8 protein-coding genes, 1 tRNA gene and 1 pseudogene are annotated in these 14,455 nt (G+C 59.8%); 4 read left to right on the plus strand and 6 right to left on the minus strand.

The window, feature by feature from the left end; translation table 11 throughout:
- Positions 1-180: 180 nt before the first annotated feature.
- On the plus strand, positions 181-4,080 hold the full coding sequence (locus D8M41_RS12085) for a S8 family serine peptidase (RefSeq protein ID WP_161970775.1): 3,900 nt from the start codon (positions 181-183) through the stop codon (positions 4,078-4,080).
- A 104-nt stretch (positions 4,081-4,184) separates the two neighbouring features.
- Positions 4,185-4,261 (plus strand) — tRNA-Pro (locus tag D8M41_RS07125).
- 83 nt (positions 4,262-4,344) lie between these two features.
- Here D8M41_RS07125 and D8M41_RS07130 read toward each other — a convergent pair.
- The 5 genes and pseudogenes from D8M41_RS07130 to D8M41_RS07150 all read right to left on the minus strand — a co-directional run bounded on the left by D8M41_RS07130 (position 4,345) and on the right by D8M41_RS07150 (position 7,774).
- Complete coding sequence (locus D8M41_RS07130; protein ID WP_126926682.1) at positions 4,345-4,824, minus strand: NTP pyrophosphohydrolase; 480 nt, start codon at positions 4,822-4,824, stop codon at positions 4,345-4,347.
- Positions 4,825-5,022: 198 nt separating this feature from the next.
- Positions 5,023-5,568: a hypothetical protein gene (locus D8M41_RS11965; protein ID WP_236588944.1), complete on the minus strand. Its 546-nt coding sequence runs from the start codon at positions 5,566-5,568 to the stop codon at positions 5,023-5,025.
- Positions 5,568-5,906: pseudogene (locus D8M41_RS07140) on the minus strand (hypothetical protein); the annotation flags it as partial. The gene D8M41_RS11965 and the pseudogene D8M41_RS07140, both read right to left, overlap by 1 nt.
- An 18-nt stretch (positions 5,907-5,924) precedes the next feature.
- Positions 5,925-6,194 (minus strand): integrase core domain-containing protein, encoded by a 270-nt coding sequence (locus tag D8M41_RS07145; RefSeq protein ID WP_126926684.1) that lies wholly within the window; start codon positions 6,192-6,194, stop codon positions 5,925-5,927.
- 500 nt (positions 6,195-6,694) lie between these two features.
- Entirely contained in the window at positions 6,695-7,774 is a 1,080-nt protein-coding gene (locus D8M41_RS07150) for a hypothetical protein (RefSeq protein WP_126926685.1), read from the minus strand.
- Between the two features lie 260 nt (positions 7,775-8,034).
- On the opposite strand from D8M41_RS07150, the gene D8M41_RS07155 reads away from it, so the two are divergent.
- Positions 8,035-9,540 carry a cation:proton antiporter gene (locus tag D8M41_RS07155; RefSeq protein ID WP_126926686.1) on the plus strand — a complete coding sequence of 502 codons (1,506 nt, stop codon included), beginning with the start codon at positions 8,035-8,037 and terminating at the stop codon, positions 9,538-9,540.
- A gap of 40 nt (positions 9,541-9,580) precedes the next feature.
- On the opposite strand, the gene D8M41_RS07160 is transcribed toward D8M41_RS07155, so the two are convergent.
- A complete protein-coding gene (locus tag D8M41_RS07160) occupies positions 9,581-11,968 on the minus strand; it encodes a DUF6493 family protein (protein WP_126926687.1) in 2,388 nt (795 codons plus the stop codon).
- A 770-nt stretch (positions 11,969-12,738) separates the two neighbouring features.
- Here D8M41_RS07160 and D8M41_RS07165 point away from each other — a divergent pair.
- Positions 12,739-14,298 (plus strand): molybdopterin-dependent oxidoreductase, encoded by a 1,560-nt coding sequence (locus tag D8M41_RS07165; RefSeq protein ID WP_006888523.1) that lies wholly within the window; start codon positions 12,739-12,741, stop codon positions 14,296-14,298.
- Positions 14,299-14,455: the final 157 nt, after the last annotated feature.

Consider the following 14,455-nt stretch of genomic DNA (forward strand, 5'->3'; position numbering starts at 1 on the left):
TGCATTGCCCTTGCCCCCCCTGCTCACATATTTATGCATTATCGGGTGGTACCGGGCGCGCGGATGCATTTTGGAGGCGGGCGGAGTAATCTTCTCTATCGGGGGTATTCACCGTAGAATTTTCGCAACAACATGCTGGCCCCCAATCATTCACCCAGTTCATACCTATTCACAAGGACCATGATGTTCAAACCACACGGCGCGCACCGTGCGCGCATGTTGGGCGTGGCCGCGCTCAGCGTATGCACCGCCCTGCTGGGCACACCAGCCACCCTAGCGGCCCCGGCACAGCCCGCCCCCGCCTCCGCGGGCCCCGCCACTCAGGACACTGTGGAGGGGGCTAGGCAGGGTGAGGTGGTCACCGCCTCCATGAAAGAGGCCACCGGAACCGTCACCGCTTATGTGGAGCTGGCTGGCCAGGGTGCCTACGGGTTAGCTCTTGATGGGGGTGGGCGCCGGGTGAGCCCGATGAGCCAGGCGTCCCCCACCGCGCAGAGTGTTGCTGCGGCACACCACGTGCAGTCGCAGGTGGTGACAAACGCACAGTCATTAGCCGCTTCCTCTAATTCGCAGGTGCTGTACACTACGCATAACCTGCAGCGGGGTGTGGCGCTCACCGGTGATGCGCAGGCGATCAGGGGCCTCGCCGGGCACCCGGATGTGGTGCGTATCTCCCGTATCGTGCCGAAGGAGCGTATGAACGCAATCTCCGTGGTGGGCACAGGTGCGCTTGAGGCGTGGCGCAGCACGGGGGCGACCGGACAGGGCGTGACGATCGCGGTGATTGACACCGGCCTGGACTATACGCACGCCGATTTTGGCGGCCCAGGCACCAAGGCGGCCTACGATAAAGCAAAATCCTCCCCCACGATGCCCGCAGGTTCCTACGACCCGCAGAAAGTGGTGGGCGGCTACGACCTGGTCGGCGATGCCTACAACGGGTATAACGCCCCCGTGCCCGATAGTAACCCCATGGATTGCAGCGAGTCGGGGCACGGCACGCATGTGGCGGGCACCGCCGCAGGGTACGGTGTGGGTGCGGACGGCAAAACGTTCCGGGGCGAATATTCCAAGCTTTCATCTGCGGATGTGCAGCGGCTGCACATCGGGCCGGGTTCCGCACCCGAGGCGCGCCTGATGCCGCTGCGTATCTTTGGGTGCAGCGGCAGCTCCTCCATGACTGGCCAGGCGCTTGATAGGGCCCTGGACCCCAATAATGATGGGGACTTCTCGGATGGTGCGAACATTGTGAACCTTTCCCTCGGCAGCGACTACTCTACGGTGGATGACCCCGAAAACACGATGCTGCAGCGCCTGATTGATAAGGGGGTGCTGGCGGTGGTTGCCGCCGGTAACGCGCAGGCGAATCTGAGTCAGGGGGACGTGTACTCGATTATGGGTGCGCCCGCGAACAACCCCTCGGCGTTAACTGTGGCGAATTCGGAGAGTTCCCTCACCCGCTCTGACAGGTTTGAGGTGAAGGGGCCCTCCGCTGTTGCTGGGGCCTATGCGGGCAGCTACTCCACGTTGTATACGTTTGCCTCCAATAATGCGCGCGTGAGCGGCACCGTCACGGCGGCCCCCGAGTCGAATAAGACCGGCTGCGCACCGTTCACGGGCACGAATTTCGGCGGCCGCTGGGTGATGCTTCACTGGGAGGCTTCCGGCTCCGATGCGTCGTGCGATTCCGCCCGCCGGTTCGCGAATGTTGCCGCCGCTAACGGTAAAGGCGTGCTCATGGTGGCCCCGGAGAATGATGACCGCCCCATCGCGGGAAGCACCACCATACCGGGGGTGCTGATAAGCCGTGCAACAGCCCAGACACTATACCCGGCGGTGAAGGCGGGAACCCTGGAGGTTGAGCTGGGGGCGGCCTGGCGTAATACGGCTCTTACCTCGAAGGGCCCGGATACGCTGGCGGCCTCATCCGCCCGCGGGGTGCACGGTTCTGACGGGTTCGTGAAACCCGATGTTGCCACCCCCGGAACGAATATTTATTCAGCAGGTGCGGGTAGCGGCAACCAGCCGTTCCGCCTGAGTGGTACTTCCATGGCAACCCCGCATGTGGCCGGTATTGCGGCGCAGATCCTGAGCAAAGAGCCGTTTCTGTCTCAGCAGCAGGTGAAGGCGCGCATCATGAACACCGCCTCGCAGGAGGTGCGTACCATCTCGGGCGAACGGCTGGGTGTGGACCGTGTGGGTGCTGGCCGGGTGGATGCGCAGGCGGCCGTCAATGAGCGAACCACCGCATACAACACCCAGAACCCCCAGCAGGTCTCTCTATCTTTTGGGGTGATTGAGGTGACCCCCGGGACCGGGGCGAAAACAGTCACGAAAGAGGTGACCGTGGAGAACGCAGGCGGGCAGCAGCGCACGTTCCGGGTTGGTTTTGATGCGCGCACCACCACGGCCGGGGTGCAGGTCAAAACCCCCGAAAGCGTGAGTGTTGCCGCTGGCGCCAAGGCCACGTTTAGGGTGTCGGTGACGGTTGACCCCGAGAAACTGGCGAAGACTCTTGATGCGGGCACGGCCCGGGACCAGGGCGGCCGGTACCGCCAGTACCTTAGCTCAGTCAGCGGCAATGTGACGCTCACCGACAGCTCCTCCACCGTGGTGGTGCCGCTGCACGCCGCGCCAAAACCGGTGTCGGAACTCATGGTCCCTTCAGCTTCCTTAACGTTTGGCACCTCCCAGACGGCCCGGATTAAGCCGGAGGGCACACCGGTACGACGTAACGGGTACGTTTCGCAGCTGGGCGCCTTCGAACTGGGGTATGAGGAGTCTGGCCCGGCTCCCAGCAGCTCATCTGCGCGGGCAATGGCGGTACAGTACGTGGGTGCCTCGTCTAACCTTCCGGCGTTGGGTGCCTCAGGCAGTTCCCAGGGCCGGGGTGTCATTTCTTTCGGCGTGGCCACAAGAGGCAACTGGGATGCGCTCACCCCGGCCTACGGTATTGAGGTTGAGATTGACACGGACAGCGACGGCTACGCGGATTACTCGGTTCAGGTGAAACGGCAGATAGGCCTGGACTACCCGGTGGCGGTGCTCTCCTCCCGCCGCGCGGGTGCCAGCCGTGAGGTGGATGCGCTGCCGGTCAATGGTGTGTGGGGCGATATCGACACCAATACGTTCGATACGAATGTTGCAGTCATACCGGTTGCCGCTTCTTCACTGGGGCTGGCCCGGCAGGGTTCTGAACCTCTTCAGTACCGGGTGCTCACGAGCCTGCCGCTGCTGGGGCAGACGGTCTCCGAGACCGACTGGGTGAGTTTTAACCCGTACACCCCTAACCTGTGGTTTGACGGCGGGCAGGGCACCGGCCCGTCCCTGTTCGTGGACTCACCGGATGCGCCCGTGACGGCTCACCTGCGCAGCGGCACCTCCGCGAAGATGCTGCTGCTGCATCTGCATAACCCCTCGACTTCCGCGGCGCAGAACACCTCGCAGGTGGCCTCCGCCCGGGTTCAGCGGGCGCAGGTTCTTGAGGCGAGGAGCGGCTCGGCTGGGCCGTCAAACCCCGCCCCCGCCCCACCGGCTTCTCACCGGTTTAGGGATGTGGGCCCGGCCCACCCGTTCTACACCGAGATTGAGTGGCTGGCTGCTGAGCGCATCACCAGGGGCTGGCCGGATGGCACCTACCGCCCGGGGGAGAATATTGAGCGTGGAGCGATAGCCGCCTACTTCTACCGTATGGCGGGGGCACCCGATTTCACGCCTCCGGTGGTGTCTCCGTTTAAGGATGTGGACCCGTCACACCCGTTCTATCGGGAGATTACGTGGCTGGCGTCAAAAGGTATTACGCGCGGCTGGGGTGACGGGACGTTCCGCCCGCACGAGCCGGTGAGCCGTGAGGCGATGGCGGCGTTCTTCTACCGTTACGCCAACTCGCCACAGTTTAACGCCCCGCAGCAGTCACCGTTTAGGGATGTCCGCCCCTCCGACCCGTTCTATCGGGAGATTACGTGGCTGGCGTCGAAAGGTATTACGCGCGGCTGGGGTGATGGGACGTTCCGCCCGGTTGAGCCGATTCACCGCGACGCAATGGCGGCGTTTGTGTACCGGTTTCGCGGCATGAAGTAGCCTCACGCTGTCTCACGTCCTGGGGTTGCTGTTTTGTTTGCGCTTGACGAGGGTATGGGCTATCCTTATTGAGTTGCTTACGGTGCTGTACCGAGAAGTAACCCCGGGATGTGGCGCAGCTTGGTAGCGCGCGTCGTTCGGGACGACGAGGTCGCAGGTTCAAATCCTGTCATCCCGACCAACCCTAAACCCCCTGAGAGTAATCTTCAGGGGGTTTGCTGTATGTGCCTTCTGCCCGGGTCCCCACTGGGCCGAGTCGAAAGTCTAAATATCCAGTGTACGCAGCAACTCGCGCGGCGGAATCACGCCGTCCTCAATATAGGCGCGGAAAACAGGTGCCGCCTGCTCGCCGGTGAAAACCTCCTCAGGGTGCACCTGTAAGGGCGTATTGTTATACGTGATAGTGGTCCACGCATCCGGGTCTGCCACGGGTTTGCGCGCAACCACATAATGCTCATAAGACCCGTCTTCCTGGGTCACACGCACCTCAACCGTCATCGCCTGCGTGGAACCGCCGCACTGCATATAGTTGGAGAGCGCAACAGAGTCACGTGGAACATCATCCACATGATCCACACCCTCAGGCAGCGCCCACACCACGAGGGCATAACGTTTATAACCCTCCAAAAAGTCGGGCTCAGTAAGGCGCTGCTCGGTATCATCGGCGAAAGACTGCGGAGTTTGGGGGACATCGAATCCGTCATATCCAGTCCTTCCCACTACTATGTATGCAAAGTACTTCACGGGCTGGTTTCTCTCTGTTGGTGGCTGGTAGGCACCAGATTATCGGAGAGACACCGTGTGTGCCAGCGTATTCGTCACGCCGCCAGGCTAACCCCGCTGGCGGGATCGACCTCCGGCGCCGACTCCAGCATCGTGTAGTAATCACCCGAGGACGCTACGGCATCGGGCTCCCGCGCCTCACTCACGTAATTCTCCCGCTCACTCAATAGCAGAGCGGCCGCCCCTACCCGAACTCGGCTCACCAGCGCCATTGCCCTCAGCCTGGGCAGCCTCAGTGTCGGTCTTCTGGCACTCCCGGGCCTCCTCCTCGTGATACTCCGCTATCTTGGCTGTCATCCACTCCGGAATCCACTCCGGATCCCGCGGATAGTACTCCAGCTCAACAACCGCATCCGCACCAACAATCGGACTCGCACTAATGACCGGTTCACGCATCCAGTCCGCGTCCTGATGCAGCACCCCCTCAGCAGCCTCCATCCAAAAATGCGAGTACAACCACGCACCCCGATGCTGATCCACCTGAGAACCACGAATATCATGCATCGCGAAACTCACCTCACGAGGGAGATGAACAGACTTTCGCTCTTCTCCGCACATCAGCCACACCTTCACACGGCCCGTCCGGTGGGTCGCATGATAATCAATATCGACCCGGACTCCACCTTCATCTACTAACCAGTCACGCAACAAACCCTCAAATTTCAAAACAACCGAATTGCCCTGGTTACCCTGCGTAATTGACATCAGTTTACCCCTACCCGTTTCTGTGGCGGAAGATTCTCGAATGGCCTCGAGTCCGCCTCTCCAGCGGCAGTCGTCCATTTTACCTCGAACTTTTCTGGGACTCGTTCGGTTTTGGTGAGCTTCGTGGGGTCAGCGGGGTCTGGGTACTGGAATTCAATAACCAGGTTATTGAATCCGTCTGGGTTGTCCGCCACTTCCTGCTCGAACTTCTTGTAAGATTCCATTGTGTTGTGGCGCGGATTCTGGTTGACCTCTTTCAGCATCGCGACCATGTTGATCTCTTCCGGTGGCCCACCGAACTGGTGACCCACAATATGGACTGCTGGGTGTTTTTCGGACGGTGCTTGTTTTGTGCTTCAGGCTGCCTTCTTCAGGTCCAGGAAATCGCGTTCGACTTCGTTCGGGGTGCGATATCCCAGGGCTGAGTGAAGGCAGACATGGTTGTATCTCAGCTCTATCCACGAGGCAATATCCCTAACCGCCTTATCCTTCGTGAGGTACACCATCCGATGGACCCTCTCATTCTTGAGCGTGGCATTGAACGACGCCACAAAATCGTCACGTGTGAATGCGTTCATCAACTTCTCGTGTCCCTCAAGGTGTGTTCGGGATGATGCTTCGATCATTTATCTTTCTTTTAGGTTATCGGTGTGGTGAAGCGTTCACAATATGTGGTGTCGATGGTGCCAGGCTTCCGTAGCCTTGGCACTAAGGGTGTTGGGATGGGTTCTACGGCATCTGGACAGATCCATTTGTCGCGGGACACATCTTCACCTACACCTCGTGAATAACCCTTTTGTGCTGCGCTGGCCTTGAACCGCTAAAAATATTGAAAGTTACAGCAAATTGGGCCGTTGAGATGGGCCGTGTTCGAGATATTTATGCATTCGTCGACACATCTCGGGCCGCCTATTTTCGGCGAGGTTGACGACCTGCCTCCTGCTGGCAGCAGCAACGCTCGTCATCGCCCTGGGCGGAGGGTAACGGTGTGCTCGTAGTGGCCTCGCTGTATGGGCGTCCATCCAGATGAATCGAGGCGTTCGGTCTCTTGTGGGTCGAGGGCGCGTGTGGTCAGTCTGTGCGAACGAGGCTGAGGTCGTCGGGCTGTAGCCGCCGAGTCCAGGCCTTACCCCCGCCCGCTCATGAGGGCAAGTACACACTCAATCGGTCCGCGTGAGAGCGTGCTGTTGCTCAGCAGCTTCTGCCACAGCCAGGTGAAAAGCGCACCCGCACCCCAGGCCAGCGCCAGGAACCCCACCCAGTACAGGTATGTCAGCCATGTACCTTCCAGCGGGGCACGGTATTCAGCACCGGCGACCAGCTGCACCAGGTAGGTGCCTCCATGCACTGCCGCCAGAAGTATCACAATGGATGCGCTCAGACTCATGCGCCCCACCCGCGCGAACGGCTCAAGTATCGCACCGCGCCCGGCAAGCACCCGAGCCGCCTCGGCGCACACGTACAGCACCCCGGCCACTCCCACAATGCTCAATGTTGTAGGCCACGCCAGCACCCCCGATTGCGCCTTCGGGTTCACCCAGAACAGCGCTGCCGCGCCCAGCCCCAGCAGGCCGACGGGCACCCCAATTTTAGGGCCCAGCTTCTCGTAGGCGCGCCATAGCAGTATGCCCAGCCCCACCTGCCAGAGCATCTTCAATCCGCTGTGCAGCACGGTGCCGGTGTACTCGTTAAACAGGGCGGGGATGGTGCGGCTCAGCCAGTCGTCGGCGACCCAGCCCCGGTTTACCAGCTGCTCGTAGGTGAAGGGAATGGCGGGGCTGGCGAGCGCCGTCAGCGCAGCCTGCACCCACAGCGGCGAGTATACGAATAGTGTGGTGAGCAGGGTCAGCACGGCGAACGGGATGAGCAGGTCGTATAGGATCGGGAATTCGGTGTGGGCTGCTACCGGCTGGTAGGCGCGTCCTTGGGCGAGCAGCCACCCGAGCACGAAGAATGCGATGGCGCGCACCACGGTGCTGGCAAAAAATTGGGGAAACGTCACCCTCCTGGCGTATAGGTATGCGCTAATGCCAAGGAGCGCAGCGAGTAGCGTATTCGCGGCGGGCGGCACGCTGCCCAGCCAGTGCAGCCGGTTCTCCGGCACCAGGTTCAGTGCTACGCTCACGGGCATCACCAGCAGCAGCAGGGCGAATGCGCGAGCTAAATCTACACCAGCCTCGCGTTTGGCGGTGGTTTCTGCGGGCATATTGCCTCCTGTGTGCCTGCGTAGTCGAATCAGAACGTAGATGCTGAGCCTCAGCCCAGTCCGGTGCGCTGTGTGTGGTGCGCGTCGGGTTTAAGGTTAAAGATACTAGTCAGGATATATTAGCTCAGTATCCTGAGGCATATCCGCGTCTAAGCGGATGCGCAAGGCTGCTGTGGGGCACCCGTAAATATGCGTGCTCGCCGGGGCTGTGCCACACTTAAGGCTGACTGGTTGCCCCTACCCTATTTCTGCGAGGTTTCATGTCTGTGCTGTTCGGCGCCACTGGGCTGCTTGGCTCGGTTGGTGTGCTCGCTGCCGGTGCTGCTGCGCACGGCGTCACGGGTGCTTCGCAGGTGCTGGTGGCTTCTGGTGCCGCCGCCGAAAGCACCAGTGTTGAGGGTACCGCCCAGTATGTTTCTATTTTCTGGGTTTCTCTTGTGGCGCTGGTGTCCCCGGTTATATCGCGGCTGATTGGCAAACGCATCCCGGATGTTGTGTTTTTGCTTATTTTTGGGATGCTGATCGGCCCGAATGTGCTGGGTTTGGCTTCTGGCAGTGACGGCGGTATTCCGCTGCTGAAAGAGCTGGGGTTGGGGATGCTGTTCCTCATTGCCGGGTTTGAGATTGATGTGAAATCGTTGCGCGGCCGGCAGGGCCGCAGCGCTATCACCACCTGGTGCGTGTGTTTTGGGCTGGGGGTGCTGGGGGCGGCGCTTATTACCGGTTTCACTAAGGGTTTTAACACCTATATTGCGGTGGGTATTGCGCTGAGTTCCACGGCTTTAGGTACGCTGCTGCCTATGCTTAAGTCGCATGGTGCGGCGGGTACTCGGGTGGGTAATGCGGTGCTGGTGCATGGTGCCGTTGGCGAGCTTTTCCCGATTTTTGCGATGTCGCTGCTGTTATCTTCGCATTCGCCGGGGCTGGCGATTCTGATTCTGCTGGGGTTTATGGCGGTTGCGGTGGTGACTGCCATTGTTCCGCACCGCCTGTTTGAGAAGGTGCCGGGGCTGCGGCAGATTATGGCGGCTGAGGCGAATACGACCAGCCAGACGATCCTGCGTCTGGCCATGTTTCTGCTGGCCACCCTCATCATGTTCGCGGCGCTTTTTGGGCTGGATGCGGTGCTCGGGGCCTTTGCGGCGGGCATTATTTTGCGTTCGCTCACGCCGGTGGGGGCGTTACATTTGATGACGCGCCGCCTTGAGACGGTGGGGTTTTCGTTTCTGATTCCGCTCTTTTTTGTGGTGAGCGGCATGACGATTGACCCGTCGGTGGTGGCGCGTTTCCCGCTGGTGCTGCTGCTGGTTGTGGTGGGTATTTTGCTGGCCCGCGGGCTGCCGGTGTTTGTGGCTGAGCGTTTCACGGATACCGGTTCGGAGCTGCGTTCTACCAGTGAGAAGATTGAGCTGGCCCTGTATTCGGCGGCGGGCCTGCCCATTATTGTGGCGGTAACAACTATTGCTACCGGTAGTGGGCTGCTTGAGGATGCGACCGCTTCCCTGCTGGTGGCCGGTGGGGCGTTTACGGTGCTGCTGTTCCCGCTGTGGGCAGCGGCCATTAAGAGGGCGTTCCGGCGGCAGGGCGCATCGGCTGATCAGCAGCCGTCACAGAAGGAGCAGATCGCAGCGTTAAAGGCCCGGAAAACGGCACAGGTGCGCCTGACAACAGGTATGCTGCCGGTGGTGCCGCCAGCACAGGAGGCTAAAAGCACCGCGCCAAAGGACGGGTCCCCCGGTGCCGCACAACAACCGCCGGCTGGCTAGCCTATGGCACGCGGCTGCGCCTCATTCCTCACGGCGGGGGTTATGAGTCAGCAGCTTTAAGGATTGTGCGCGCGTGTTTCGCCGCCTGCGAGGAGCCCTTAAAACCGTTTAACCATGCGGTCATCTCGGGGCTTAGCTGCGGGGATTTATTCGCGCTATGCTTCGCGCCGTGAACGCGTAAGTATTCCTGTGCGTATACTCCCAGCAGCTTCCCCATCCCGTGCTGGGTGCGCTCACAGTGCGGCAGCAGCCCGTCTAAGAACCGCAGGGTGATGCGCGGGGTTAGCGCCGCCATGTCCTCGAAGGTATGCGCCCACCGGGTGAACATTAACGCTGGGGCCGCCTGTGCGAATCCCGCAATGGCGTCTTGGTAGGAGAGCCGACCGCCGAGGGTGTCCGCCAGCAGCTCTGCGGCTCCGGCACGGTCTACCTGGTTTTTTGAGTTGGCCAGTACCGCGAGCGCCTGCGCACTCAAGGAGTCCCATGTGCCCGGGTGGCTCCTCAGAAGGCCCACCATATTGTGCATATAGTGGTCTTCTTCGTCGAAGAAGACCCACTGTTCTAGCAGGCCGACTGCCACGGGTGCCGTGGAGGAGGGGCAGGTGAGGGCCAGCTGTTCGCAGCTCATGACCGCGTAGTGCAGGGTGAGCAGATATTTTTCTTCCGGTGTGTGTTCTTCGCGTACTTTGGGCAGGTGCACGGTGGGGCTCCACCACACGAATTCGGGTTTGCCGCTGGGGCGTTTCGTCTCGCTTTCACGGTAGCTCCAGCTCGCCTGGATGTTCTCAAGAATGTGAGGAGGCTTCCCCGCGTCTTTGAGTTTGGTACGGGCACGCTCAAAGTATGGTGCGTATCGGCCCGCAGCATCGGCGGTGCGCTCGATTTCTTCCAGGGCGTTTATGAGTGTCTGGTGCGTCGCCTGATCGCCTTGGTTCAGGCGCAGCATTGCCTGCGTAAAATCCTGTTCCAGGATGTCTGCGCCGGTAGAAATGTTGTGGGTTAGCCGCTGCATAAATATTTTGGGGTCTACCCACCCGTGGGTGTCTGTGGGGGTGGCCAGCAGGGCGTATGGGCATTTCTGGCGGAGGTGCTCACCGATTTCCCGGATGCGCTCGTTCACGGGTGTTTTTTCATGCGCTAGGTGCTGCTCATATTCTTGTACAGCTGAGTTTTCCGGCTCTAGGGCGCTGAGGATGAGGTATGCGATCTGATGCCCTGCACGGTGCTCGCGTATCCTCTCTTCCGCCTGCCGGGTGAGGGGTTTCAGCACTGAGGTGTCGCGGTTTTCACTCATGAGCCAGTGGAACAGCAGCTCGCTCTCCAGCCCCTGCACGGCCTCTTGCATGGCGTGTAGGGTGCGCGCGTAGGCGTCTTGCTGGCTGAATGGGGTTACTGGCTGCGCGGGTGAGGCAGGCACCGGATAGGAGGGTTCTTCGGAGCCCGCTGTATGTTGCGCGGTTTCTTCTTCTGTATTTGCCAGCAGCCCGGCCTCTTCTAGCTCCTGCCGGGCCACCGGGTTGAGGCTCTGCGCGTGCTGGTGCAGTGTTTCGGCTGCGTTGCACCGTACCAGTAGTTGTGCGGCAGCCACCTGCACCTGCGGGTGGGTGTGTCCCAGCGCGGTAAGGGCCAGTTCGGTGACCGGCCCGTCCCCGCCTGTGGCGCATGCGGATTCCAGGATTTTCAATACCGCTAATGCGTTCGCTTTGGTTGTTAAAAGCGCTGGGGCGCATCCGTGGATGAATCGATCCGTGTCAAGAAGCCTTGCCCGGTGCACCGCTGAGAGTTGTTTGACCGCCAGGGTGATGGTCGCTCCCACAGATGAGCCGAGCAGGTTCACGAGCGCACCCTGCCGTTGGGCGGATTCTGCGGCGGTGGGGGTCAGGGCGGTGTACATGCGGGAGAACCATCCGGCACGGTAGGCGGCGAAGTCCCGCGCTAATGCGTCAAGGCAGGCGTCTAGCAGGCGGTCTTTGGGGATCAGCCCTTCGTGGGTGGCGGTGAGCAGATCTTCCTGCCAGGTGGTTCCTGGCATGAACTTATCTATATTCGTGAGCGAGTTCTCGGGGGTGCCTTCTATGGTGAGCAGCTGCCACAGCAGTTCGTCGCGTAGTTGCTGGTCGTGGCGTAGCAGTGCCTGCCGCAGTGGGGTGTTAAGGTTCATGAGCGCCAGGAAGTAGTCGTCGTTGTGTTCCAGCTGCACCCCGTCGTAGAGCTCGGCCAGCCGGAAGAACCCGTTATTGTGCCAGTGGATCATGCCCTCTGCCAGAAGGTCCACTTGGCTTTGGGGGCTGTCCCCTATGGTTAAGCTGTCGTAACCGTTGGATTTGTAGAGGTCGTATACCTGTTCAAGGCCTTTTTCTGCAACAAGCTGGGGCAGGTCCTGCATGAAGGTGTTGAAAGAGGCTCGGAGGTCTTTTTCGCTGCTCATTTATTGTTCCTAGAGGCTGGGTGGGGCGGTGTCTCGTTCATTATAGGGTTCAGCTCGCCTGGATACGCCGGGGGCGGTCACTGCTGCCGAACCTGTGGTGTTTTGTGTGGCTTGACGCAGGCTCCTCCTGCCCGGGGCTGTGGGTGGCGTATATCCTGTGGCTTAGGGCGTGCGGGTGTCTTCTCTGACTGTGGGTTATGGGCGAGAAATATAATAATATATACATTTTTAATGCTATAGAATAAAGCATATCTTTATATTTTCTGAATAAAGTTTCAGGTTCGCAAGAAACCGCAGGAATATTCAAAACTTACACTTGCAATAGTTTATGAAGTAACTATAAAAATACCTTATCTCACACAATAAGGATATCCTTAATAAATCCGCCTTAATGTCTCTATAACCCTATAAAAATTTTAAAAATTCGCGTCTTAAAAGCAAATTTTACGGCGTGTTACGACGCTTATCTTCCGTAACTGACAACCTGTCAGTTAGTATATGGGTGTAAGGGCACATGGGGAATAAAAGCCGCATCGTACTATCATTCGATACGGGTTTTGTGACCTGCACCATAACCAGTTCGGGGGTGCGCCTAAACATCGCGCACCCCGCGCAGGAACCCTCCCCAGGCCATATAAAGTTCAAGGCAGAACACCGGCTGAAAGGAGGCGGTACACAAACAGATTTCCGGGGCGCACCAAGCCCCGTCCCGTTCCCTCGCTCGCACCTGTACACCACTGCACACACGTACATTTATCGAAGGAAGAAAAATGCATACCACTCTTTTAATGGTGAGTTCGAGTGGTGTTGAGCTGGACTTTCCCGCCTGGCTGCGCATCACGCACTTCATTAACTTTCTGATGATGGGGTTCCTCATCCGCTCAGGCTGGGAAGTTATCGCCTCCCACCCGCGCTTTTACTGGAATAATCACTGCACCCCGGGCTCCGAATGGCTCCGTTTTACGAAGGACAAGGTTTCAACCGTCCCTGGCGAATACACCGCCCGCGACGATCAACGAAGCCTCTCCCCTCTTATTTCGCTACCCGGTAAGGCTCAGATCGGTTTGGGACGCGCATGGCACGCCCTAGCCACGGTTATTTGGGTGGTGAACGGCCTGATCTATGTGACCCTGCTGTTCGCAACCGGGCAGTGGCGGCGTATCGTACCCACCTCTTGGGAGATTTTCCCCGAGGCATGGCACTCGCTCACAATCTACGCGGGCTTCCAAGTGCCCTCCATTGAGCACTTCCAGCCGTACGATGCCCTTCAGAAGCTCATGTACTTCACCGTGGTGTTCATTGTGGCGCCGCTGATGATCGCCACCGGGCCCATTATGAGCCCCGCGTTCTGCGGCCGCTTCCCCGGCTACGTCAGGCTGTTCCGCAACCGCCAGACCGCCCGCTCCATCCACTTCTTGGGCATGGCGTTCTACTGCGTCTTTACAGTCATGCACGTAGCACTGGTGTTCATCGTGCACCCGCAATACAACATTGCACACATGATGCTGAATAAGAGCTACAACGAGATTGACGCCGCCCAATTCGCCCAGGCAGTCACCATGCTGATCGTTGGCGTGGTCGCAGCCGTGGCCCTGTGGCTAGGCGCCTCGTACTGGTCGCTGCGTGATCTGCGGTTCACCCAGACCTTCATTTGGGGTCTGACCCAGCCGGTCCGTAACGTATTCCTTGACCGCATCACCTCCCGGCAGGTAAAGAAGAAGACCTTCACGGATGCCGATATTTCGCCGTTCCACTGGGTGAACACCCGCCCGCCAACAGAGCGTGAAAGCACCGAATGGAACCGCCTGCGCGAGAACGAATTCGTGGACTACCGCCTAGAGCTAGGCGGGCTGGTGAAGGAGCCGAAGTCGCTGAGCATCGACGACTTGAAGGCTCTCGGCAAAGAAGTGAACATTACGATGCACACCTGTATGCAGGGGTGGACGGGCATCGCCAAGTGGGAAGGTGTGCGCCTACGCGACGTACTTGCCCTCGTGGAGAAAGACGAGAACGCCCGGTACGTGATGGTCACCTCCTACGGGCACGTGGGCCACACCTACGATGGCCGCCCGACCGAGCCCTACTACGAGTGCTTGGACATTTCCATGGCAATGGAGGACGAAACCATCCTGGCGTGGGGCATGAACGATAAGCCCCTGCCGGATGTGTACGGCGGACCCCTGCGCCTGCGTGCAGATTCCATGCACGGCTACAAGATGGTCAAGTGGGTGCAGAAGGTCGAATGGATCAGCGATTACCGCGACGTTGGCGATGGCCAGGGCGGTAGCCGCGAAGACTCCGGCCTGCAGCACTTCGACGCACGCGCCTAATATTACCTGCTGCTTGTTCCATGGCAGGCACCCAACTGGGTGAAAATAATGCGCCCCGTGCGCCGGTCACAGTACCGGCACACGGGGCGCTTTCACGCGGTCATCAGCAGATCTTGTGTGTACTCAATACCCCCGGAACCCGCTCACTATGTGCAGC

This window comes from Rothia sp. HSID18069 (assembly GCF_003989155.1).
In the GTDB taxonomy this organism is placed as follows: domain Bacteria; phylum Actinomycetota; class Actinomycetes; order Actinomycetales; family Micrococcaceae; genus Rothia; species Rothia aeria.